Consider the following 24,111-nt stretch of genomic DNA (forward strand, 5'->3'; position numbering starts at 1 on the left):
GGAATGACATTCCTGTTCAATTCGGATGCGCCCCGCGGGGCGATCTTCGCCGATGTCTTCGCGAGAGACCTGCCGGACGTCCCCTTCGCGACCAATGCCGCAACGGTCGATCCCGAGGCCGTGCGGTACCTGATCAGCTGGACCGTCCCGGACAAGCTCGCCCGCTACAGGAACCTGGAAATCCTGTTTTCCATCGGCGCCGGCGTCGATCAGTTTCGCCTCGATGCGGTGCCTGCGAACGTGAAGATCGTGCGCATGATGGAGGAAGGCATCGTGCGCATGATGCAGGAGTATGTAACGCTGGCCGTGCTTGCGCTGCATCGCAACCTGCCGGCCTATCTGGCGCAGCAGCGCGCCGGCGCATGGCACGATATCGCGCAACTTCAGGCCGGGTCACGCCGGCTCGGCGTGCTCGGCCTCGGGCAGCTTGGCCAAGCCGTCCTCGACCGATTGAAGCCCTTCGGGTTCCCACTTGCCGGATGGAGCCGCTCGCCGCGGCAGATCGAGGGCGTGACCTGTTATCATGGCGAGCCTGGGCTGGAACAGATGCTCGCGGCCAGCGACATACTGGTCTGCCTGCTGCCGCTGACCGAGGAGACGCGGGGTTTCCTCGATGCCGACCTGTTTGCGAAGCTGCCCAAGGGGGCGGCGCTCGTCCACGCTGGCCGGGGGCCGCAGCTCGACCACGAGGCGCTTCTCGCCGCGCTCGACCGCGGCCAACTCTCGGCGGCGATGATCAACGTCACAGATCCCGAACCACTGCCGGCGGGCCATCCGTTCTGGTCGCATCCGAAGATCATTCTGACCCCGCATATCGCCAGCGTCACCCAGCCCGCCGGCGCCGCACAGGCCGTTGTCGAAAACATCAGGCGTTACCGCGCCGGTCTTGACCCCATCGGGCTCGTCGACCGGTCGCGCGGCTATTGAAGTTCAACATGAAAGGCCATCCCTTGTCCCTGCTCAAGACCGTCGATACCAGTCCTGCCTTCCAGCCGCGCGAATCCGGGGCGCTGCCCGAACGGCTGATTTCCGGCAACCCGGCCTTCAAGACCTGGGCGCAGGACGTCGCCAAGGGCGATCTCGTCCACACCGGCGTCTGGGAAGCGACGCCTGGGGAAACGCGCTCGATCAAGGGCGACACTTTCGAGTTCTGCCACATCCTCGCCGGCGTGATCGAAATCACGCCGGACGGCGGCAAGCCGGAGACCTACCGCGCCGGCGACAGCTTCGTGATGAAACCTGGCTTCACCGGGATTTGGAAGACCATCGAAACGGTGCGCAAGATCTACGTAACTGTAGGGTAACGGGAGCTGGCGAAGCGCCGGCCCTCCGCAACAGATTTTGCCGTCTGTCATCGCCGGCGCACAACAATCATCCGCGACCGATCGTCGAACGGTGCATGCTGCGCTCCTGCCTGCGCTAGGCTCCCGCGGAACATTCCAGAGTGGGTGCCATGGGCCTGAGCTTCGACCCGGATGCCGTTTCGCTTCCCGTTGGCCATTTCATCGGCGGCGAACTGGTCGCGGCCGAGGGTGCGATCGAGATGCGCCGGCCGTCGGACGGCAAGGTGTATGCCGCCTGCCCAGTGGCCGGCGTCGATATTGTCGACCGTGCCGTGGAAAGCGCCAAGGCGGCGCTGAAGTCCAGCAACTGGAGCAATGTTCGCCCGCGCGAACGGACGAAGGCACTCCAGACCTGGGCCGACCTGATCGAGGCGGAAGCCGAAACGCTGGCCAGGATCGAGGCGCTGTGCTCGACGCGGCCCGTCGGGCAGCTCGTCGCCGGCGACATCGCTGTCACCGCCGAACAGATCCGCTTCTTTGCCGAGTTCGCAGACAAGGAAGGCAGCGAGCTTGTGCCGACCGACGACGCCAGTCTGGGCATGATCATGAGCGAGCCCTATGGCGTGGTCGGCGCCATCACGCCCTGGAATTTTCCCATCTCGATGGCCGGATGGAAGCTTGCTCCGGCATTGGCCGCAGGCAATGCGGTCATCCTCAAGCCGTCGGAAATGACGCCCTTCTCGGCAGTCTATATGGCGCAACTCGCGGTGAGGGCGGGCCTGCCGGCAGGACTCATAAACGTTGTGCTGGGAGATGGTCCGACGACGGGCACGGCGCTGACCGGCCATCCCGAGATCGCCAAGATCTCCTTCACCGGCTCGACCCGCGCCGGATCGGCAATCATGGAGAATGTCGCCCGCACCGGCGTCAAGTCGATGACGCTGGAACTCGGCGGCAAAAGCCCGCAGATCGTTTTTGCCGATGCCGATCTGGACAAGGCCGCAATGGCCATCGCCGGCAGCGTCACCTTCAATGCCGGTCAGGCCTGCGTGGCCGGCACGCGCCTGATCGTCGAGAGGAGCGTGGCCGCCAATTTGACGGCCGCCATCCTGGAGCGGATGAAAGCTGTGCGGCCCGGCCCGACCTGGGACGAGGCGACACAGTATTCGCCTGTCATCTCGGAGCGGGAGCGGGCGCGTATCGACGGCATCGTCAAGGCCGCGGTCGAGGCAGGCGGCGAATGCCTGACCGGCGGCAACGTCATGGACAATCCCGGCTATTTCTACGAGCCGACGCTGATAGCAAATGTCGACCAGGCCAATCCGGCGATCGTCGAGGAAATCTTCGGCCCGGTCCTGACCATCCAGACGTTCGAGACCGAGGAGGAGGCGCTGGCGCTTTCCACCCATCCAACCTACGGGCTTGCTTCCGGCCTGTTTACCTCCGACCTGTCCCGCACCATCCGCTTCGCGCGCAAGCTCGAAGCCGGCACTGTCTGGGTCAACCGCTACAGCCGCTCGCGCGACCATATCCTGCCGACCGGCGGCTACAAGCGCTCCGGCATCGGCAAGGATCTCGGCCGCGAGGCCTATCATGCCAACCGCAGGACCAAGAGCGTCCTGATCAGCCTGTAAAGAGATGCCGATGAACTCCTATTCGATCGCCCTGATACCCGGTGACGGCATCGGCCGCGATGTGACCGCCGCCGCCTGGACGGTGCTGGAGACTGCAGCCAAACGCGCAGGCTTTGCCTTGACCGGAACCGAATTCCCGTGGTCCTGCAAATTCTTCAAGGAAACCGGCCGTATGATGCCCGAGTACGGCATCGAGACCTTGCGCGGCTTTGACGCCATTCTTCTCGGCGCCGTCGGCTGGCCGGCGGAGGTGCCGGATTCCGTTTCGCTGCACGGTCTCCTGCTGCCGATCCGCAAGGCGTTCGTGCAATATGCCAACATCCGGCCGCACCGCCTGCTGCCGGGCGTGACCGGCCCGCTGCGCGCTGAAAACTTCGACATATTGTGCATCCGCGAGAACACCGAAGGCGAATATTCCGGTGCCGGCGGGCGCGTGCATCAAGGCACGCTGGACGAGGTCGCCGTCGAAACCTCGATCTTCACCCGCGCCGGCGTCGAGCGCATCCTGCGCTTCGGCTTCGAGCAGGCGCGGTCGCGTCGGGGCAAGCTGGCCTCCGTCACGAAGTCCAACGCGCAGAAATACTCGATGGTGTTCTGGGACGAGATCACGCGAAAGCTGGCCGCGGATTATCCGGATGTCGAAGTCACCAGCTATCATGTCGATGCGCTCGCAGCGCGCATGATCATGGCGCCGGAGAGCCTCGACGTGGTCGTGGCCTCCAACCTGTTCGGCGACATCCTGACCGATATCGGCGCGGCGATCCAGGGCGGGCTCGGTTACGCCGCCTCGGCCAACATCAATCCCGGCCGCTCGGCGCCGTCGATGTTCGAGCCGGTACACGGCTCGGCGCCCGACATCGCCCATCTCGGCATCGCCAATCCGATCGCCGCCATCTGGTCCGGCGCCATGATGCTCGATCATCTCGGTGAAAAGGCTGCGGCCGACCGCGTTGTGAAAGCGGTCGAAGCCGCAACCGCCAGAGGCATAGGCACTATTCCCGGCAAGGACCGGACGGAGGCCATTACGGCCGCCATCGTCGCTTCCCTCACCTGATTGCAAGGTCGTTTTCGATGAAAAACCTGAAGGACAAAAGTCTCTTCCGCGAAGCCGGCTTGATCGGCGGCCAATGGGTCGCAGCCGGCTCCGGCAGGACGGTCGACGTCGTCGATCCGGCGACCCAGGCGGCGATCGGCACGGTGCCCGACATGGCCGGTCCGGACACCCGCGCGGCCGTAGAGGCCGCGGCTTCCGCCTATCGCGATTGGAGAAAGAAAACCAACGCTGAGCGCGCAGTCCTCCTGGAGGCCTGGCATGGGCTGATGCTTAAGCATCTGGACGATCTTGCGCTGATCCTGACGACCGAACAAGGCAAGCCGCTGGACGAGGCCAAGGGCGAGATCCGTTACGGCGCGTCCTTCGTCAAATGGTTCGCGGAGGAAGCCCGTCGCATCAACGGTCACACCATCCCCTCGCCGACGCAAGACCGCCGCATCATCGTCTTGAAGGAACCCGTAGGCGTGTGCGGCATCATCACGCCATGGAACTTTCCCAATGCGATGATCACCCGCAAGGTCGCGCCGGCGCTGGCCGCCGGCTGCACGGTGGTCATCAAGCCGTCAGAGTTCACGCCCTATTCGGCGCTGGCGCTCGGCGTGCTTGCCGAGCGCGCCGGCATCCCCGCCGGCGTCATCAACATCGTCACTGGCATGCCAGCCGAGATCGGCAACGAGATCATGGCGAACGAGGCCGTTCGCAAGATCTCGTTCACCGGTTCGACGCGGGTCGGTTCGCTGCTGATGCGCGGTGCGGCCGATAGCGTGAAGCGGCTCAGCCTCGAACTCGGCGGCAACGCGCCCTTCATCGTCTTCGACGACGCCGACCTCGATCTCGCCATCGAGGGCGCGCTGGTCTCCAAGTTCCGCAATGGCGGCCAGACCTGCGTCTGCGCCAATCGCATCCTCGTCCAGGCCGGTGTCTATGAAGCCTTCGCCGAGAAGCTTTCCGCCCGCGTCAACGCCATGACGGTGGGACCGGGCACGCAGCCCGGCGTCGCTATCGGGCCGATGATCAACATGGCAGCGGTCGAGAAGATAAACCGCCATGTCGAGGACGCGCTCGCCAAAGGTGCGGCGATCATCACAACCAGGCCGGCATTGCCCGTCGGCGCTCAGTATGTCGCGCCGCTGGTGCTGACCGGCGCCACAAAGGACATGCAACTCGCTGGCGAGGAAACGTTCGGCCCGGTCGCGCCACTTTTCTGCTTCGAGACGGAAGAGGAGGCGATCACGCTGGCCAACGGCACGCCCTACGGGCTTGCTTCCTACTTCTACACCGAAAACCTGAAACGCGCCTGGCGCGTCGGCGAGGCGCTGGAGTTCGGCATGGTGGGGCTCAACACCGGCTCCGTGTCGATGGAAGTGGCCCCCTTCGGCGGCGTCAAGCAGTCCGGCCTCGGGCGTGAAGGGGCGCAGGCCGGCATCGAGGAATATCTCGAGATGAAGAGCTTCCACATCGGTGGGCTGGGCTGAGGCAATTTGGCTGAAGCCCCGGATCGACGATCACTGAATCCGGTCGAGCATTTTGTAGTAGAGGCCGACCATCGGCAGGAACCAGGGCTTGCCTGAATAGCCAGGAATCGCAGACCACTCGAGTCCCTTCAGCGGATTGCGGTCCTCGCGGCCGAGCATGGCATCGGCCATGATCATGCCAAGATGCGTGGACAGCTGCGCGCCGTGGCCGGAATAGCCCATCGCGTACCAGACGCCGTCATGGTAACCGGCCCGCGGAAAGCGGTCCTTGGTCATGTCGACAAGCCCACCCCAGCAATAGTCGATCTCGACGTTGGCGAGTTGCGGAAAGATCGCCGCGAGGCCTGCCCGCAAGATCTGTCCGCTCCTGGCATCGGAGCGCTGGTCCGATGTCGCAGAGAAGCGTGCGCGGCCGCCGAAGATCAGGCGCTTGTCAGGCGAGAGCCGGAAGTAGTTGCCGATGTTCATCGAGGTCACGCATGTCCTGTTGCCCGGCATCGTCGCGGCGATCTCGGCGTCGCTCAGCGGGCGCGTGGCGATGATGAAGCTGCCAACGGAGATGATCCTGCGGCGGAAATAATCGAAATTGGGTGTGGTGTAGGCGCCGGTCGCCACCAGCACATTGTCGGCGTTGATCTGGCCTCGGGAAGTGGTCAGCTCATGCCGCTTACCAGCCTGCTTGCGGTCGGTCACCGCCGCATTCTCGTGGATGGCGGCGCCGTGGCTGGCAGCTGCAGTGGCGAGACCCGCCACATAGCGGCCCATATGCATCATGGCACTCTTCTTCGACAGCATCGCGCCATGGAAGGGCGAACCGATCTCGGACTTGAGATCCGCCGCCGACAGCAGCGCCGTATCCGGATCCACCTCGGCATGGAGGGCTTCGAAGTTGCGGGCGATCGCATCAAAATGCTGCGGCTTGGAGGCGAGCTTCAGCTTGCCGGCGCGGCGGAAATTGCAATCGATGCCTTCCTCCGCGACCAGCGCCTCTATGGTGTCGACGGAATCGTCCAGTGCCCGGTAAAGCGCGATTGCGCGATCCTTGCCGAGTTCCGCCTTGGCGGAGAGGTAGCTGTGGGCGAGGCCGTTGTTGAGGTGCCCGCCGTTGCGTCCGGATGCGCCCCAGCCCACCCGCTCCGCCTCCAGCACAGCCACCTTCGCGCCAGCCTTTGCCAGTCGGTGTGCGGCGGCAAGGCCGGTGAAGCCGCCGCCGATGATGGCGGCATCGTAGTGTCCCTCGACCGGGCCTTGCGCCCCGCCGGAAAAGACGGCGGCGGTGTCGTGCCAGTAGGAGACGAACTTCATTTTCAATCCGCCTGTTTCAGAGCCCAACGACGCCGGCAAGACCCGAAATGTCTGATATCTCGACATAGCCATAGTAGGGGTTGGCCGGTTCGTGGCCGCGATTGACCCAGACCTTGTTTTTGATGCCGAGATCGTGTGCTGACATCAGGTCGTAGCGGAACGAAGACGAGCAGTGAAGAACATCCTGCGGGCCGCAGCCCAACATGTCGAACATGTATTCGAAAGCCCTGAAGCGGGGCTTGTAGGCCTGCGCCTGCTCAGCCGTGTAGACGGCATGAAACGGCGCGCCGAGCTTCTCGACATTGGACATGATCTGCGCGTCCATGGCGTTGGACAAAATGACCAGCGGAATTTCCTTGGCGACCTTGGCGAGACCGGCCGGGACGTCCGCGTGGGGACCCCAGGTCGGGACGCGTTCATACACCATTCTGGCATCTTCGGGGCTGAAGGCGACGCCGTTGCGCTTACAGGTACGCTGCAGCGCGTTGTGAACGACGTCGGCATAGGGCTTCCAGTCGCCCATGATCTCGTCGAGTCGGTAAGCCGCGAAGTTCTTGATGAACTCCTGCATATGCGGTTCATCGAGCCGGCTGCCGTAGAGGTCGCGCGCCGCTTCCGCCATCTGGAAAAAGGTCAACGTGCCGTAGCAGTCGAAGGTGAAGTATTTGGGCCTGAAGGAAGCCATGTCCGTCGATCTCCGGTGGAAGCACCAAGCGGTACGATACACTTCATCATAAGCCTGCAGGCGACGAGCGACCTGACCGAAATGGGCCTCCCGAAAGCAGAAAGTTCCGTATCCGCCATCCGCTTTGGCATGCTGTAGCATCTGGCTTGCCGATCGCGGCGCCGCGATCGGCGTGAAGCGCCTCCGCCGCGGACTGCGCCAGCACAAGATGCGGCACACCCCTCGCGCTACGGCGAAAGATACTGTCGAAGCCAGAGCCTTCAGATGATCTGCGGCGCGTCGATGGTCGAAACTTGGCATCAGACGGAAGGATGCCTCATGCAGCAGGGCGACATCGAACTCCAGGCCTTCGGGCCCGACCATATCGAGGGAGCCGTAGTGCTTTCTCGCCAGGAGAATTGGCCGCATCGCGCGCAGGATTGGCAGATGGCGCTGCAGCTCTCGAACGGTGCGGTCGCGCTCGACCATCAGGGCCGCGTCACCGGAACCATCCTGGTAACGCCCTACGGCATGGATTGCGCCATGATCAACATGGTGATCGTCGACAGGAATGTGCGGGGCAAGGGGGTCGGGCGCCGGCTGATGGATCAGGCCTTCGCCCTTGCCGGTGACCGTCCGCTGCGGCTCGTCGCGACAGCGGACGGCATGCCTCTCTATGAGAAACTAGGCTTCGTGCCGTCCGGCACGATCCGGCAACATCAGGGCAGCGTTGCCAGGCTCGGTGCGCCAGACGGCGTGGGAGCCGCAGGCATCGCCGATCTCCCGCAAATCAAGGCGCTGGACCGCGACGCCTACGGCGCCGACCGTGAAGCTTTGATCGATGCGCTGGCCGAGCGCGGGCAATTCGCCGTTATCCGCCGCGACGGCGCCATCGAGGCCTATGCCGCGATCCGCCCGTTCGGACGCGGCGAGGTGATCGGTCCGGTCATCGCGGGAAATGCCGAAGAGGCGAAGGCCCTGATCGGCTTCTTCGCCGCGTCGCGCCTTGGCGCCTTCCTGCGCGTGGATACCGGCAGCGGGACCGGCATGGCCGGCTGGCTCGAGGAAATCGGCCTCGCCCATGTCGGCGGCGGCGTGGCCATGGACCGTCCGCAGAAGAATGACGCGGAACACGCCAGGCCAAAAGTTTACGCCCTCGCCAACCAGGCGCTCGGCTAGAGCCGGATGATTTCAGGTCGAATGACCTGAAATCTGAATCCGTCTCTAAATCAAAGAGATAGAGCATGATGTCATCCGAAAACCGCTTCACACTTTTCGGCATCATGCCCTCCGGAGGACAACAATGCTCGCCAATTCCCTGATCGAACTCGACCGCGCCCATCTCATCCATCCGGTCTCATCCTATCGCGGCCATGAGGCAGTTGGCGTTCGTGTCTTGAAATCGGCGAAGGGAGCGACCGTGACCGATGCGTCCGGCCGGCAGCTCCTCGACGGTTTCGCGGGGCTGTGGTGCGTCAATGCCGGCTACGGCCATGACAGCATCGTCGAGGCGGCTGCCCGGCAGATGCGCGAGCTTCCCTATGCCACCGCCTATTTCGATCTCGGTTCTGAGCCGGCCATCCGTCTCGCCTCGGAGCTCGCCGAGCGCGCGCCCGGAGATCTCAATCACGTTTTTTTCACGCTTGGCGGGTCGGATGCGGTCGACAGCACGATCCGCTTCGTCCGCTACTACTGGAATGCGAAGGGTGAGCCGCAACGCGACCAGTTCATTTCCATCGAGCAGGGTTATCACGGGTCGTCGGTGGTTGGCGCGGGCCTGACCGCCCTGCCTGCCTTTCATGCCGGTTTTGGCATTCCCTTCGAATGGCAGCACAAGATCCCCTCCCCCTATCCCTATCGCAACCCGGTGGGCGACGACGGGAGGGCGATCATCGCCACGTCGCTCGCCGCGCTGAAGAGCAAGATCGAGGAGATCGGGCCGGATCGGGTCGCCGCTTTCTATGCCGAGCCGATCCAGGGCTCGGGCGGCGTCATTGTTCCGCCGAAAGGCTGGATCAAGGCGATGCGCGAGCTCTGCCGCGAGTATGGCATCCTGTTCATCGCCGACGAGGTCATCACTGGGTTCGGCCGCACCGGCCCCCTGTTCGCCTGCACGGACGAAGAGATCATTCCCGATTTCATGACGACCGCGAAGGGGCTGACCTCCGGTTATGTTCCGATGGGCGCGGTATTCATGTCCGATCATGTCTATGACGTCATCGCCGATGGCGCGGGCGCCTCGGCCGTCGGTCACGGCTACACCTATTCCGCCCATCCCGTCAGCGCCGCCGTGGCGCTCGAAGTCTTGAAGCTCTACGAGGACGGCCTTCTGGAGAACGGCATCAAGGCCGGCGCTCGCCTGATGGCGGGCTTGGAGGGCCTGAGGGACCATCCGCTCGTCGGTGATGTGCGCGGTCGCGGCATGCTCGCCGCGGTCGAACTGGTGGTCGACAAGAAAAAGAAGACACCGCTTCCGGCGTCGGCCATGCCGGCGCGGCGCATCTTCGACAGGGCCTGGGACAACCGCCTCATCATCCGTGCCTTTGCGCATGGGGTTCTCGGCTATGCGCCGCCGCTGTGCTGCAGCGACGCTGACATCGATGCGATCATTGAGCGCACGCGCCGGACCCTCGACCAAACGCTGGCCGATCCCGATGTCCGCCAGGCGATGGCATGATGGCGGCGAAATATGTCGTGTCTCGAAATATCGCCGGTGCAGACGATTTCGCAATTTTGTGCCGCCCCCTCACGCCTTTTCGGCGAATCCAGCGCGTGGGAAGTGCCAGACTGCTCATAAGACAAGGCCAGAAGGCCCGGATTTCAGAGCCTTCGAAAAAGGCCGACGCCCCGGGCAGCACGGAATTATGTTCTGTCAACACATGCAATTCGGCCGCGCGCAGAGGAGAGCCAGGTTTGGCCAGGGACTTTAGCGAGTTCAAATACATGACCTTCGATGTCGTCGGCACGCTGATCGATTTCGAAGGCGGGATAACGACCTGCCTGGCCGGGATTGCCGCCGAAGCTGGCGTTTCCATCGATGGCGAAGCCGCACTGGCCTTGTATCGGCAGGCCCGCTACATGCCTGGTGCCGGGCTATTCCCCGACGATCTCGCACGTGTGTACATGCTCATTGCGCGGCGGCTCGGCCTGCCCGCTGAAGAAAAATACGGCGTACGGCTGCGGGATTCCGCCAGCATTTGGACAGGTTTCCCAGACAGCGCCGCAGCATTGGCGGACCTTGCGAAATCGCACAGATTGATCGCCATGACCAACGCCCAGCGCTGGGCGTTAGATCATTTTGAGAAGCAACTGGGATCGCCCTTCTTCGCCACCTTCACGGCCGACGATACGGGCACGGAAAAACCAGACCCAGCATTTTTCCGGAAGGTCTTCGATTTCGTGGCCTCCAGGGGCGACAGCAAGGATGACATCCTGCATGTCGCGCAAAGCCAATATCACGATATCGGCATATCTCGCGCGCTTGGCTTGACCAATTGCTGGATCCAGCGTCGGCATGCCCAGACGGGCTATGGCGGCACGATCGAGCCAGAGCGCTTTACCGTGCCCGACTACCACTTCACCTCGATGGCCGCGTTGGCGGCGGCCGTGCGGGAAAGCCTGAAGGAACGAACCTGAGCCCAACCCCGGAAAGCCGCAGCAAGACGAGCAAGCCGGGAAAACAAACAGAAAGGGGAATGATATGACCGATAAGATCACGAACTGGACCGGTGCAGACGATGCCATGGTCGAAAACGCCATTCGGCGGGGCGCGAGCCGCCGCGAACTCCTCAAGCTGCTGCTGGCCGGTGGAGCCGCGATTGCCGCGGGCAGCCTGGTGCTCGGCCGCGCCACGAATGCCGTCGCGGCCACGCCGGTTTCCGGCGGCAGTTTCAAGGCCGCCGGCTGGTCGTCCTCGACCGCCGACACGCTCGATCCGGCGAAGGCATCGCTCTCGACCGACTATGTCCGTTGCTGCTCGCTCTACAACCGCCTGACTTTCCTCGACAAGGAGGGCGTCACGCAGATGGAACTGGCTGAAAGCTTCGACAGCAAGGACGCCAAGACCTGGAACGTGAAGCTGCGCAAGGGCGTCACCTTCCACGACGGCAAGGACCTCACCGCACAAGACGTTATCTACTCGCTGAAGCGCCATCTCGACAAATCGGTTGGCTCCAAGGTCGCCAAGATCGCCGCGCAGATGACCGGCTTCAAGGCGGTCGACAAATCGACCGTGGAAATCACGCTCGCCGACCCGAATGCCGATTTGCCCACTATCCTGGCGCTGCATCACTTCATGATCGTCTCCGACGGCACCACCGACTTCTCCAAGGGCAACGGCACCGGCGCCTTCGTGCTGCAAACGTTCGAACCGGGCGTGCGGTCGGTCGTCACCAAGAACAAGAATTACTGGAAGTCGGGCAAGCCCTATCTCGACTCCTTCGAATTCATCGCCATCAGCGACGATAGCGCCCGCGTCAACGCGCTGCTTTCAGGTGATATCAATTTCGCCGCCTCGATCAATCCACGCGCGATGAAGCTCATCGGCGGGCAGCAGGGCTTTGAACTGTCGAAGACGACCTCGGGCAACTATACGGACCTCAACATCCGGCTCGACATGGATCCGGGCAACAAGGCCGATTTCGTGGCCGGCATGAAATATCTCGTCAACCGCGAGCAGATCGTCAAATCGGCATTGCGCGGCCTCGGCGAAATCGGCAACGACCAGCCGGTCTCGCCGGCGAACATTTTCCATAATCCCGACGTCAAGCCGAAGGCCTTCGATCCGGACAAGGCGAAGTTCCACTTCCAGAAGGCAGGCCTGCTCGGCCAGTCCATTCCGGTGATCGCTTCCGACGCCGCGACCTCGTCGATCGACATGGCGACAATCATCCAAGCCGCCGGCGCAGAAATCGGCATGAAGCTCGACGTGCAGCGCGTTCCGTCCGATGGGTATTGGGACAATTACTGGCTCAAGGCGCCGATTCATTTCGGCAACATAAATCCACGCCCGACGCCGGACATCCTGTTCTCGCTCCTCTACGCCTCCAACGCGCCTTGGAACGAAAGCCAGTACAAGTCTGAGAAGTTCGACAAGCTGATGATCGAGGCGCGCGGCTCGCTCGACCAGGCCAAGCGCAAGGAAATCTACGGCCAGATGCAGACCATGGTCTCCGAGGAGGCCGGCACCATCATCCCGGCCTACATTTCCAACGTCGATGCCCTCTCCAGCAAGGTGAAGGGTTTGGAGGCGAACCCGCTCGGTGGCATGATGGGCTACGCAATGGCGGAATATCTCTGGCTTGAAGCCTGAGACGCGCCAGCCGGGGACCGGCCAACTGGTCCCCGGCACCACTTGCGCAACATGGCTTGGCCGAACGCAACCGCAGGAGCGCTTCCATGACATCTGGGGTTTTCAACCTCGTGCTGAAGCGGCTGGCAATCGCGGTCGTTACACTTCTGATCGTTCTGTTCGCCGTTTTTTTCGCCACCAGCATGCTGCCCGGTGACACCGCGTCGATCCTGCTTGGCCAGGCGGCTACCCCCGAGGCGGTTGCCGGCTTGCGCGAGGCCATGCATCTAAACGATCCGGCAATCCTGCGCTTCCTGCGCTGGCTTCTCGGCCTGTTGCACGGCGATCTCGGCACCTCCTACGCCAATGAAATGCCTGTCGCGGCGCTGATCGGCGGGCGCTTCATCAACACCATGGAGCTTGCCGGCATCACCACGCTGCTCTCGGTACCGCTGGCGCTGACGCTGGGCATCACCTCTGCCATGTTGCGCGGTTCCCTCTACGACCGCACCGTCACTGTCCTTTCGATCGGCGTCATCTCCGTGCCGGAATTCATGGTCGCGACCCTCGCGGTCCTGCTTTTCGCCGTTTATCTCAAATGGCTGCCGGCGCTGTCCTCGGTCAACGAGGCGCATTCGCTGACCGACCTCGCACGCATCTATGCGATGCCGGTGATCACGCTGACCTTCGTCATCTCCGCTCAGATGATCCGCATGACCCGCGCCGCCGTGCTCGAAACGCTCTCCACGCCCTATGTCGAGATGGCGCTTCTCAAAGGCGCCTCGCGCAGCCGCATGGTGCTCAAGCACGCGCTTCCCAATGCACTCGGGCCGATCGTCAACGCGGTTGCGCTATCACTGTCTTATCTGGTCGGCGGCGTCATCATCGTGGAGACGATCTTCAACTATCCCGGCATCGCCAAGCTTATGGTCGATGCGGTCGCGACCCGCGACCTGCCGCTGATCCAGAGCTGCGCGACGATCTTCTGCCTCGGCTACCTCTTGCTCATCACGGTTGCCGACATCATCGCCATCATGTCCAACCCGAGGCTGAGGTGACGATGGCGCGCGCGGCAGCTTCCCGACGGTCCTTCCTGGGCCATAGCTACAATCTCGTGGGCGTCGTGGCCTCGCTGGTCATCGTGGCGTGGACACTGATCGCCATCTTCGCGCCTTCCATCACTCCCCATTCAATCGGCGACATCGTCGAAGACGATTATTTCGGCCCGATGCGTCAGGGCCTGTGGCTCGGCTCAGACTATCTGGGACGCGACATGCTCTCGCGGGTGCTGATGGGCGCGCGCTACACCGTCGGCATATCGCTCGCCGCCGTCGTCATCGCCTGCTTCTCGGGCGTGGTACTGGGGATGATCGCGGCCGTCACCGGCGGATGGTTCGACAGCTGTCTCAGCCGCTTCCTCGACGCGATGAACTCCATCCCCAGCAAGCTGTTTGGCCTTGTGGTCGTCGCCGCGGTCGGCTCGTCGATCCCGGCGCTGATCATGACGCTCGCCGTCATCTATATCCCCGGCGCCTACCGTTTCGCGCGGGCGCTCGCCGTCAACATCAACACCATGGACTTCATGACTGTCGCTCGCGTCCGTGGCGAAAGCACCTTCTATCTCATCGGATCCGAAATCCTGCCCAACATCATCCGCCCGGTGCTGGCCGACTTCGGCCTGCGTTTCGTCTTCATCGTGCTCTTGCTCTCCGGCCTGTCCTTCCTCGGCCTCGGCCTGCAGCCGCCGCTCGCTGACTGGGGCGCGCTGGTGCGCGAGAACATCGGCGGCCTGCCCTTCGCGGCGCCCGCCGTCATCGTTCCGTCGCTGGCGATCGCCAGCCTCACCATCAGCGTCAACCTGCTGATCGACAACCTGCCGCAGAAGATCAGGGACAGGGACGCATGACCAATCTCGTCGAGGTCAGGAACTTGCAGATCGAGGCGACGACCGATGCCGGACGCGTCGTCGAAATCATCAAGGGCGTCAGCCTCGACATCGCCGATGGCGAAATCGTCGCCCTGATCGGCGAGAGCGGCTCCGGCAAGACGACGGTGGCGCTCTCGCTCATGGGCTATGCGCGGCCTGGCTGCCGGATCACTGGCGGCGAGATCAATGTCAACGGCAAGAACTTGGCGGCACTTTCCGAAAAGGAACGCGCCAAGTTGCGCGGCACCGTCATTGCCTACGTTCCGCAAAGTGCCGCGGCTTCCTTCAACCCCTCGTCCACCATTATGGAGCAGGTGATCGAGGTTACGCGCATCCACGGACTGATGTCTCCCGAGCAGGCGCGAAGGCGCGCGGTCAAACTGTTCAGGGCCTTGTCGCTGCCGGATCCGGAAGGAATCGGCGCGCGTTATCCGCACCAGGTTTCGGGCGGGCAATTGCAGCGGCTGTCGGCGGCCATGGCGCTTATCGGCGAGCCCAAGTTGATGATCTTCGACGAGCCGACGACGGCACTCGACGTGACGACACAGATCGACGTGCTAAAGGCCTTCAAGTCGGTCATGCGGGCAGGCGGGATAGCGGGTGTCTACGTTTCGCACGACCTCGCTGTCGTCGCCCAGATCGCCGACCGCATTGTTGTGCTCAAGGGCGGAGAAGTGCAGGAGACCGGCACCACGGCACAGATTCTTTCGGCTGCCCAGCACCCCTATACGCGCGAACTGCTGGCCGCCTTCGAACCGAAGCCGCGGCAAGCACATGCGGACACAGATGCCGCCGTGAAGCCGTTGCTGCGCATCGACAATGTGACGGCAGGTTATGGCGCGGTCCGCGATAACGGACTGCCACTCATTCGCGCTGTGGATTCCGTCAGCCTGGTCGTCGAGAAGGGGCGCAACCTCGGCATCATCGGCGAATCCGGCTGCGGAAAATCGACGCTCGCGCGCGTCATCGCCGGCATCCATCCGGCGGCGGCCGGTGACATCGTTTTCGACGGCAAGCAACTGGAGCGCGCCTCGGGGAAACGCAGCCAGGACCAACTGCGCGAGATGCAGATCGTGTTCCAGTATGCCGATACCGCGCTCAATCCGGCCAAGGCTGTGGAGGACATCATTTCCCGGCCGCTGGCCTTCTATCACCGGCTCGACAGGCAGGCGCGCTCGAAGCGCGTCGATGAACTGCTCGACATGGTCCGCCTGCCCAGGACGCTGCGCTACCGTCGCCCGTCGGAGCTCTCGGGCGGCCAGAAGCAGCGCGTGAACTTCGCGCGCGCCCTGGCGGCCGGACCCAAGCTCATCATCTGCGACGAGATCACCTCGGCGCTCGACACAGTGGTGGCGGCCGCGGTAATCGAACTGCTCAAGGAGTTGCAGCGCGAGTTGGGCCTTTCCTACATTTTCATCAGCCACGACCTCTCGGTCGTCGAAGCGATCTGCGACGAAATCATGGTTATGTACAATGGCGAACGGGTGGAGCAGATCACGCCCGACAGACTGAAGGCGCCCACCCACCCCTATTCCAAGCTTCTGTTCTCCTCCGTGCCGAAGCTCGATCCGACCTGGCTCGATGGCCTTGTCCGAGACCCCGAGTTGGTCAGCCAGTACGGCCATCGCTGACGAACCGGCAGCCTCACCTAGGAAACAGGCTGGGCAACGGTATATGCGCCTTGACGATGGGAGACTTCAGCACCACGAAGCTGAAATACTTGTCGATGCCGATATCCATGTCGGTCAGCCGCTCCATGATGGTCTGATACTCACCGATGCCGGCGGCGACGAACTTCATCAGATAGTCGTAGCCGCCCGACACGAGGTGGCACTCAATGACCTGGTCGATCTTCTCCACCACGGCGAGAAAGCGGGCGAAGTCCACCTGGCGATGGTTCTTCAAGGTGATTTCGGTGAACACGGTCAGCGTCTGGCCGAGCTTGCCGATATTGATCTGCGCGGAATAGCCTTCGATGTAGCCTTCCGACTGCAGTTTCTTCACCCGCATCAGGCACGGGCTCGGCGACAGATGCACCAGATCAGCCAGTTCCACATTTGTGATGCGGCCGTTCTTCTGCAATTCGTGAAGAATCTTGATATCGATCCGATCCAGTTTCACGGTCGTCTCCGCACAACGCATGCCACAGCACAAAATGCTGCCTTGCTCATAGGCATTGACACTAGCACAGCCCGCTGGCCTGTCCATCCAAGCGGACAGCGCTTTGAAACGCATCGGCTCCCGATTTCGACCGAGCTGCCGGAATAAAATTCTGCTTCGGCTTCAACTGCGGCAGCGGCTGCCTGCGCGACGCGGTAGATTGGAGCTTCAAGGTAGAGAGGATCATGCGCGCGCCGCTGCAGCAAATCGAGACATCCGGCGAACTGCCGCAATCCGCCGACGCGGTGGTGATCGGCGGCGGCATCGTCGGTGTCTTCGCGGCCTACTATCTGGCCGGGCGCGGTATGAAGGTCGCGCTTGTCGAAAAAGGCCGCATCGGCGCCGAGCAGTCCTCGAGGAACTGGGGATGGTGCCGCCAGCAGAACCGCGACGCCCGCGAGTTGCCGATGGCAACAAGAAGCCTCGACCTGTGGGACAGCTTTGCGGCAGAGACTGGCGAAGACACCGGCTTTCGCCGCTGCGGCCTGCTTTATCTGAGCAATGACGAGGCGGAACTGGCCGGCTGGGCACGCTGGCGTGACTTCGCCAAAACGGCCGGTGTCATCACGCACATGCTCGACAGCGCCGAGGCCAGCGAGCGAGGCCGCGCCACGGGCCGGACATGGAAGGGCGGCGTCTTCTCCCCGACCGACGGCACCGCCGATCCGTCGCGGGCCGCGCCCGCGGTCGCCCGCGCCATCCTCAAGCTCGGGGGCACCGTGCACCAGAATTGCGCCGCGCGCGGTATCGAGACCGAAAGCGGACGCCTGAGCGGCGTGGTCACCGAAAGTGGAACGATCCGGACCAAGGTGGCGGTGCTGGCCGGCGGCGCCTGGGCCTCCTCCTTTTGCCACCAATTCGGTTTCCGTTTTCCGCAGGCGTCGATCCGTTCCTCCATCCTGTCCGTATCGCCCGGCGCGGAGGGTCTGCCGGATGCGTTGCACACAGCAAGGATCTCGGCCACGCGCCGGGGCGACGGCGGCTACACGCTCGCCATAAGCGGACGCGGGCGCGTGGACGTGACGCCGCAGCAGTTCCGCTTCTCGTCGCAATTCCTGCCCATGTTCCTGAAGCGCTGGCGCAGCCTCGCACCTGGCGGCCTGCAGGGCATGCGCTGCGGCCACGAAACGCTCCGGCACTGGCAGCTCGACCAGCCGACGCCGATGGAGCGGATGCGCATCCTCGATCCGGTCCCGGACCAGGCAACAATCCGCCTGACCCACGCGCGGGCGCTCGAGTTGCTGCCGGCACTGCGCCAAACCAGGATCAGCGCGGCCTGGGCCGGCTACATCGACAGCACGCCGGACGGCGTGCCTGCCATCGGCGAGATCGATACAGTTCCGGGTTTCTTCCTGGCTGCCGGGTTCTCTGGGCATGGCTTCGGCATCGGACCCGGCGCCGGGCATCTCGTCGCCGATCTGATGACCGGCTCCAAACCGATCGTCGATCCGCAATCCTATGATCCCAGGCGCTTCGACATTTCGGCCTGGGGGAAGGTTGCCGATTTCTAGACTTGATACAGGCAGACATCCCAGGACGGCACGGATCGCATCAGCCGTCCCGCAGAAAGGCGCCGATAGGCGCCGGGCGGACAGGCGCTTGCCCGCGGAACCGGCCGACAGCGCCAGGCGTGCAGCCGGTCTGCGCCGCGATAAGTTCGACACCGGCCAACTGACAATAGCGCCCCTGGCATCGCCCCATGCCGATGCGCGATAGCGACTTCACCCTGTTGGCCTCGCCCCCGCCGAAATCCACACCCTGACGTACGGCTCCGGCAGTCACGTTTTCGCAGCGGCAGACGACCGCGTCGTCGGGGAGTGCCCGCACCATCGCCGCCGGCCAAGGAAAGGCGCGAGCCAGGCCGCGGGCGAAGCGCTCGAGCCGCGAGAGCTTGCGCAGATCGCCCGCCGTGGAGGGCGCTGGCAATCCAAGATCAGCAAGGCATGCCGCCGCAGCCAGACGCCCCGCGATCTCCGCGCCGTCCGCTCCCAAAAGACGAACCCCATCGCCTGCTAGGTAGACGCCCCTGCCGGCACGCCCCATCCGGTCGGTCTTTGGCAGCCATTGCCGCCACCGCTCATCATAGGTGAAAGCGCATCCCGCCAGGTCGGCCAGATGCGTCTCCGCCCGCAGGTGCCAGCCCATGCCTATCGTGTCGCATGGAGTGAGACGCTGCCTTCCGCCGGCGTCGCGCCAGCGCATCGCTGTGACACCCTTCCCGTCGGCATCAATCCGTTCGAGCGTCACGCCCGCATGGTAGCGGCCGCCGAGCCTCGCCCGCAGGACCAGACCGCGTAGCGCGACCAACGGCCGGGCGGCAAGGTCCCAGAACCCCTGCATTTGCTGGTGCCAGGAGGAGGTATCCAATACTGCCGCCACATTCCCTCCAGCCTTGACAAGCTGGGCGCCGACCAACGTTAGCAAAGGCCCCGATCCGATCAGGACGATCCGCTGCCCGAGCGCCACACCCTGCGCCTTGAGCGCGATCTGCGCCGCACCAAGACTGTAGACGCCGGCGCGCTGCCAGCCCGGGACCGGAGCGACACGGTCGGATGCGCCGGTGGCAAGGATCAGGCGGTCATAGCTGACTAGCTGCATGCCGCCCTCCCCCAGCACGTGCAGGCGATCTTGCTGCACGGCGATGACCGAGCGTCCCGCGCAATGAGTGAGCCGCCCGTCCGCCGCCAACCGATCGAACAGCGCATGCAGCGCGCGCGCCTTCGCCGCCTCCGACCCGTAGAGCTGCTCCGGGGTGCGGACGAACCCGTCAGGTGCGCGACGATAGATCTGGCCGCCGGCGCGCTGCCCTTCGTCGATCACCACCGGATGGAGGCCCGCATCGACAAGTGCCGCCGCCGCCCTTATGCCGGCTGGGCCAGCGCCCACGATCACGATCCGCGGCGACGGGGCCTCACTCACGGCCAACTCTGCGGCGGCGTGGTGCGCAACCGCATGCCTTCGGCTATCAGGGTTGTGCACGCCCGCAGGCGCGGCCCCTCCTCCTGCCATATCCAGCAATCCTGGCAGGCTCCCATCAGGCAGAAGCCGGCGCGCGGCTCGGGTCCGAACTCGGACATTCGCAAGGCGTGTCCTGACGCCAGCATCGCGGTCAACACAGTATCGCCCGCGAGAGCACTATCGGTCTGCCCGTCGAGAAAGAAATGCACCGCCGCCCGGTCGCGCTCGGCCAGCCGGACGATACGGCCGGTCGTGATCATTCCGCGGCCTCTCGCACAGGGTGAGGACGCGGCAGTTCGGGAAAGCGTTCGCAAACGTCATCGAAAGCCGCCTGGACACCCTCCGGCCCGGAGCGCTCCTTCATACGGCGGAAGATTTCCGTCTTGGCAAAGAACCGCCAATGGATCGGCAGATCCCTTAATATGGCGGTGAGCCGATCATAGGCCGCCGGAGTCCACTGCGCTTCGTAGCCTTCCCGCTCCGCACCGAAATGAAAATGGCCAGCGGACGGCTTGTGCCCCGCGCGCAGCCTCGCGGTCGCCTGCTCGTCGACCTCGCCATCGCGAATGACGACGCCATAGTCGCGCTCGGCAACAATCGGTGACACATAGCCGCGCCGCACATCCTGCGCGACCCGCCAGGCCTCGCGTTCATACGGATCGCCGCGCCCGCCGCCTCCGGCGGAGCGGATCTCGAGCACGTCGCCGGGCTGCAGAACCGCAGTGTCGATGTTGCCCAGCCGCCGCTCGTGCCCGGTTCCTGGATTGACGACCATGTCCGACAGGCCGGCGGCCTTGCCGCCCAGCACACCCCAGGGACGGAAGAAGCTGCGGTCGCGGTTGCGCGCCGTGATCCTGGAGTCGGGAGCAAAGACGCGGAAGGCCATCTCGGTCGCCAGCCCGCCGCGCCAGCGGCCCGCCCCGCCGCTGTCCTTGGCGAGCCCGTATTTCACGAATTCGACCGGGGTCTCGGTCTCGGTGATCTCGATCGGCGTGTTCTTGAGATAGGCGGCATCGGCGCCCGATCCGTTGGTCCCGTCGCGATGCGGCATCGCCCCGCCGCCGCCCACCACCGGATTCACCGCTGTGATGATGGTCCGGTAGGTGCGCTCGTCCGTGGTCATGACGTTGACGATGCAGTTGTTGCCGGCCGGCGCCGCGGGCAGGCGCTCCGGCACTGCCTGCGAGAAGGCGCCGAAGATGACCGACCGCAGCCGGGCGCAGGTGAGCGAGCGCATGCCGACAGCCGCGGGGTGTATCGGATTCAGCACCGAACCCGTGGGTGCGATGCAGGTGAACGGCCGGGTCAGACCCGTGTTGAGCAGGATCTTCGGATTGAGCGTGTAGAGCACGTAGTAGACACCCACCAGCAGCATGGTGTGTCGCGGGTCGCCACCCGAAGGCACGTTGAGCGAAGAGCCGAGCTGCGGATCGGAGCCGGTGAAGTCGAGCACCGCCTCATCGCCCTTGATCGTCAGCGTCAGCTTCAGCCGGCACGGATTGGCCTCGACGGAATCCTCGTCGGCATAGTCGCAGAATTCCCATGTGCCGTCGGGCATGGCGCGCAGCACGTCGCGCGCCTGCGCCTCCGCATGATCGAGAAGAGCCGCAACGCCTTCAACGAAGCCGGCCTTGCCGAACTTCCCCACCATTGCCTGGACCTTGCGCTCGCCGGTGTTGAGCGCGCCGACCAGGGCCTTGATGTCGCCGATGTTGAGATCTGGCTTGCGCACATTCGTTCTCATGATCCGCAGGATCGCCTCGTCGAAGACGCCCTCTCTCACCAGCTTCATGGGAGGAAAGCGGATGCCTTCCTGATGGATTTCGGTCAGCGCGCGGCTGAGCGAGGCCGGCACCGCGCCGCCCATGTCGGTATTGTGGATGTGCCCTCCCGTCCAGGCGACGATCTCGCCATCGACGAAGACGGGCTTCCACAAATGGGTGTCGGGCGCGTGCGTGGCGACGTGGCCTGAATAGGGATCGTTGGTGAAGGCAACGTCACCCGGCCGGTAGTCGCCGACCATCGCGATAGCGCGGTGATAGGAAAGCCCCGGATACCAGGTAGCACCAAGCTCCATCGGCACGGCGAAGGTCGCTCCCGAACGATCCATCAGCATGACCGTAAAATCCTGCGTCTCCTTGACGAAGGCGGAGTGCGCTGTGCGGTGCAGCGTATGGGCCATGTTTTCAGCCGCCGCGCGGGCATGGTTCGCGAGAACCTGAAGGTTTGTCCGATCAAACATGGCCTCACTCCGCGAAGGTCAGCAGAAGGTTGAGATAGCGGTCGACCCGTGCATGCGCTCCTGCGGGAATGGCGAACGTGGTGTCTTCCTGAACGATCACGGCAGGTCCGTCGAATGTGCTGCCCGACACGAGGGCCTGGCGGTCGTGGAGGTCGACGGTTTCGACGCTCGCACCGGTGTAGACCGGGAGACGGCGCGCCGGGGTGGCCGCAACGTCGACCTCTTCGGTCTCCAGAAGCGAGAGTTTCGGCCCGGCGCCTATGGCAGACAGCCTGATATCGACAAGCTCGATCTCGCCGTCCGGATCGTGGAAATCGTAAAGCCGCTGGTGGGTAAGATGGAAGGCCTGCTCGATAGCGGCTACGTCGCCGTCTGCCAGCCATTGCGGCGAAAGGACGACTTCGATCTCATAGCTTTGGCCGAAGTAGCGCATGTCGCAGGAGATAGTGAGTTCCGCTGCCGAGTCGTGCCCCTGCGCCGCAAGCCAGCCGCGCCCCTCATGCGCGAGCGCCTCGAACGCCTCGCCAATTGCGGGGAGCGTAGCGCCCGACAATGGGGTGAAGACCGTGCGGATGAAGTCGCCGCGCAGATCCGCCACCAGACCGCCCAACGCCGATACCACGCCGGGACGGCGCGGCGCCATGACGCGCTTCATGCCGAGCTCGCGGGCAAGAAAGGCGCCGAGCATCGGGCCGCCGCCGCCGAAAGGCATCAGCGTGAAATCGCGCAAATCGACGCCGGCGCGCGAAGCAAGCTTCTCGACCTCGACGAACATCTCCGACACCGCGATGTCGAGGATTGCCTGCGCGGTCTGCTCAATGGGGCGGCCGAGGCGGGCGGCAAGCTCGCCGACCGCGCGATGGGCCAGGCCGGTATCGATTCTGAGCTGGCCATAGGCCATCTCGCTGTGACCAAGCCATCCGCACACCACCATCGCGTCCGTCACCGTCGGCCGCTCGCCGCCACGGCCGTAGCACGCGGGTCCTGGCGTCGAACCGGCCGATTCCGGTCCGACCCGCAGCACTCCCTGCGCATCGACACTGGCGATCGAGCCGCCGCCGATACCGATCGAGCTCACCGACACGGAGGGGATATGGAGCGGAAATTCGCCGATCAGTTCGCCTGTCCCGAATTGCGGCTCGCCGTCGATGATGAGAGCGAAGTCGGCCGAGGTCCCGCCAATGTCGAGGGTAAGGATCTTGTCCTCTCCGGCCTGACGCGCCAGCCACGAGGCGCCGATGACGCCGGAGGCAGTTCCCGACAGCAGCATGTTCACGCAAGCGCGCTTGCCTTCGGCAGCGTTCATCAGCCCACCGTTCGACTTAGTCAGCATGGGGCGGGCCGGCACGCCGTGGTCCTTCAGCCGCTCTTCCAGCGCCGTCAAATAGCCCGAGACGCGCGGATGGACATAGCCGTTGAGGATGGCGGTCGAGCTACGCTCATATTCGCGGATGACCGGCCAGACCTCGGCCGAGGAGAAGACGAAGAGCTCCGGCGCAAGACGCGCGATCGTCGCCTTCACCGAGGCTTCCTGAGCGGCATTGCGCCAGGCATGGAGGAAGGACACGATGATACCTTGCGCCCCGTTCGCCTTCGCCACTGCCACCGCCGTTTTTACCGCCGCCATGTCCGGCGCCTGGGATTCGCTCCCATCGGCACGCATGCGGGCCGGAATGCCGAAAACCATGTCGCGCGAGATCAGCGGCTCCGGCCGCGAGCAGAACAGCGAATACATGTCCGGCATTCGCAGCCGCGCCAGTTCGATGACGTCCTCGAAGCCGGCATTGGTGAACAGCGCGAGCGGTGCGCCCTTGCGCTGGATGATGGTGTTGATGCCAATGGTCGTACCGTGCACGAAGCGCGTCATGCGGGTCGGATCAAAACCTTCACGTTCGGCAAGAAGCGTGAGGCCCGTGATCAGTTCGGCACCCGGATCTTCCGGCGTTGTCAGCACTTTCAGCGAGGCCACTCGTCCGGAACGGGCTTCCAGCGCGCAGAAATCGATGAATGTCCCGCCGATGTCGACGCCGACCTTCCAGTCGGCTTCGTTTTGCGCCTCGTCCACCGCGATGGCACCATCCATGATGCGTCCCTTCCTGTCTGCCTCCAAAGCTGACAT

General features: G+C 64.1%; 20 protein-coding genes. 13 read left to right on the forward strand and 7 right to left on the reverse strand.

Going from position 1 to position 24,111, the window contains the following annotated elements; all coding sequences use genetic code 11:
• Window positions 1–3 precede the first annotated feature (3 nt).
• The 5 genes from NKJ90_RS16645 to NKJ90_RS16665 all read left to right on the forward strand — a co-directional run bounded on the left by NKJ90_RS16645 (window position 4) and on the right by NKJ90_RS16665 (window position 5,446).
• The gene (locus NKJ90_RS16645) at window positions 4–927 is read left to right on the forward strand and encodes a 2-hydroxyacid dehydrogenase (RefSeq protein ID WP_352486369.1); all 924 of its coding nucleotides are present in this window, start codon (window positions 4–6) and stop codon (window positions 925–927) included.
• Between the two features lie 23 nt (window positions 928–950).
• Window positions 951–1,304, forward strand: a complete 354-nt coding sequence (locus NKJ90_RS16650) for a cupin domain-containing protein (protein ID WP_023757284.1) — start codon at window positions 951–953, stop codon at window positions 1,302–1,304.
• Window positions 1,305–1,453: 149 nt separating this feature from the next.
• A complete protein-coding gene (locus NKJ90_RS16655) occupies window positions 1,454–2,917 on the forward strand; it encodes an aldehyde dehydrogenase family protein (RefSeq protein ID WP_023757285.1) in 1,464 nt (487 codons plus the stop codon).
• 10 nt (window positions 2,918–2,927) lie between these two features.
• On the forward strand, window positions 2,928–3,971 hold the full coding sequence (locus NKJ90_RS16660) for a tartrate dehydrogenase (protein WP_023757286.1): 1,044 nt from the start codon (window positions 2,928–2,930) through the stop codon (window positions 3,969–3,971).
• A gap of 17 nt (window positions 3,972–3,988) precedes the next feature.
• Window positions 3,989–5,446, forward strand: a complete 1,458-nt coding sequence (locus tag NKJ90_RS16665; protein ID WP_352486371.1) for an NAD-dependent succinate-semialdehyde dehydrogenase — start codon at window positions 3,989–3,991, stop codon at window positions 5,444–5,446.
• 30 nt (window positions 5,447–5,476) lie between these two features.
• Here the strand turns inward: NKJ90_RS16665 and NKJ90_RS16670 are convergent, their stop codons facing one another.
• Complete coding sequence (locus tag NKJ90_RS16670) at window positions 5,477–6,751, reverse strand: NAD(P)/FAD-dependent oxidoreductase (protein WP_023757288.1); 1,275 nt, start codon at window positions 6,749–6,751, stop codon at window positions 5,477–5,479.
• A 16-nt stretch (window positions 6,752–6,767) separates the two neighbouring features.
• Window positions 6,768–7,436 (reverse strand): haloacid dehalogenase type II, encoded by a 669-nt coding sequence (locus NKJ90_RS16675; protein ID WP_023757289.1) that lies wholly within the window; start codon window positions 7,434–7,436, stop codon window positions 6,768–6,770.
• A gap of 318 nt (window positions 7,437–7,754) precedes the next feature.
• Here NKJ90_RS16675 and NKJ90_RS16680 point away from each other — a divergent pair, with 318 nt between their 5' ends.
• The 7 genes from NKJ90_RS16680 (at window position 7,755) to NKJ90_RS16710 (ending at window position 16,263) form a co-directional block, all read left to right on the forward strand.
• On the forward strand, window positions 7,755–8,594 hold the full coding sequence (locus tag NKJ90_RS16680) for a GNAT family N-acetyltransferase (RefSeq protein ID WP_023757290.1): 840 nt from the start codon (window positions 7,755–7,757) through the stop codon (window positions 8,592–8,594).
• 124 nt (window positions 8,595–8,718) lie between these two features.
• Window positions 8,719–10,092, forward strand: a complete 1,374-nt coding sequence (locus NKJ90_RS16685) for an aspartate aminotransferase family protein (protein ID WP_023757291.1) — start codon at window positions 8,719–8,721, stop codon at window positions 10,090–10,092.
• A gap of 266 nt (window positions 10,093–10,358) precedes the next feature.
• Window positions 10,359–11,051, forward strand: coding sequence for an HAD-IA family hydrolase (locus NKJ90_RS16690; protein ID WP_502904914.1), 693 nt, complete (start codon window positions 10,359–10,361; stop codon window positions 11,049–11,051).
• A 64-nt stretch (window positions 11,052–11,115) separates the two neighbouring features.
• Window positions 11,116–12,726: an ABC transporter substrate-binding protein gene (locus NKJ90_RS16695; protein WP_023757293.1), complete on the forward strand. Its 1,611-nt coding sequence runs from the start codon at window positions 11,116–11,118 to the stop codon at window positions 12,724–12,726.
• Window positions 12,727–12,812: 86 nt separating this feature from the next.
• Window positions 12,813–13,763, forward strand: a complete 951-nt coding sequence (locus NKJ90_RS16700) for an ABC transporter permease (RefSeq protein WP_023757294.1) — start codon at window positions 12,813–12,815, stop codon at window positions 13,761–13,763.
• Between the two features lie 2 nt (window positions 13,764–13,765).
• Window positions 13,766–14,611 (forward strand): ABC transporter permease, encoded by an 846-nt coding sequence (locus NKJ90_RS16705; RefSeq protein WP_031259579.1) that lies wholly within the window; start codon window positions 13,766–13,768, stop codon window positions 14,609–14,611.
• Window positions 14,608–16,263, forward strand: coding sequence for an ABC transporter ATP-binding protein (locus NKJ90_RS16710; RefSeq protein WP_352486373.1), 1,656 nt, complete (start codon window positions 14,608–14,610; stop codon window positions 16,261–16,263). The genes NKJ90_RS16705 and NKJ90_RS16710 overlap by 4 nt, the downstream gene beginning before the upstream one ends.
• 13 nt (window positions 16,264–16,276) lie before the next feature.
• Here the strand turns inward: NKJ90_RS16710 and NKJ90_RS16715 are convergent, their stop codons facing one another.
• Window positions 16,277–16,753, reverse strand: coding sequence for an Lrp/AsnC family transcriptional regulator (locus NKJ90_RS16715; RefSeq protein WP_023757297.1), 477 nt, complete (start codon window positions 16,751–16,753; stop codon window positions 16,277–16,279).
• Window positions 16,754–16,977: 224 nt separating this feature from the next.
• Here NKJ90_RS16715 and NKJ90_RS16720 point away from each other — a divergent pair, with 224 nt between their 5' ends.
• Window positions 16,978–18,303: an NAD(P)/FAD-dependent oxidoreductase gene (locus NKJ90_RS16720; protein WP_023757299.1), complete on the forward strand. Its 1,326-nt coding sequence runs from the start codon at window positions 16,978–16,980 to the stop codon at window positions 18,301–18,303.
• Window positions 18,304–18,343: 40 nt separating this feature from the next.
• Here NKJ90_RS16720 and NKJ90_RS16725 read toward each other — a convergent pair whose 3' ends face one another.
• From NKJ90_RS16725 to NKJ90_RS16740, 4 genes are read right to left on the reverse strand one after another with little or no spacing between them, the layout of a single operon-like run.
• Window positions 18,344–19,711 carry an FAD/NAD(P)-dependent oxidoreductase gene (locus NKJ90_RS16725; RefSeq protein ID WP_023757300.1) on the reverse strand — a complete coding sequence of 456 codons (1,368 nt, stop codon included), beginning with the start codon at window positions 19,709–19,711 and terminating at the stop codon, window positions 18,344–18,346.
• Entirely contained in the window at window positions 19,708–20,010 is a 303-nt protein-coding gene (locus tag NKJ90_RS16730) for a (2Fe-2S)-binding protein (protein WP_023757301.1), read from the reverse strand. Before NKJ90_RS16730 ends, NKJ90_RS16725 begins: the two co-directional genes overlap by 4 nt.
• The gene (locus NKJ90_RS16735) at window positions 20,007–21,992 is read right to left on the reverse strand and encodes a hydantoinase B/oxoprolinase family protein (RefSeq protein ID WP_023757302.1); all 1,986 of its coding nucleotides are present in this window, start codon (window positions 21,990–21,992) and stop codon (window positions 20,007–20,009) included. Before NKJ90_RS16735 ends, NKJ90_RS16730 begins: the two co-directional genes overlap by 4 nt.
• A gap of 4 nt (window positions 21,993–21,996) precedes the next feature.
• On the reverse strand, window positions 21,997–24,075 hold the full coding sequence (locus tag NKJ90_RS16740) for a hydantoinase/oxoprolinase family protein (protein ID WP_023757303.1): 2,079 nt from the start codon (window positions 24,073–24,075) through the stop codon (window positions 21,997–21,999).
• Between the last annotated feature and the right edge of the window lie 36 nt (window positions 24,076–24,111).

Origin of the sequence: Mesorhizobium sp. M0051 (assembly GCF_040323235.1) — a bacterium.
GTDB lineage: Bacteria > Pseudomonadota > Alphaproteobacteria > Rhizobiales > Rhizobiaceae > Mesorhizobium.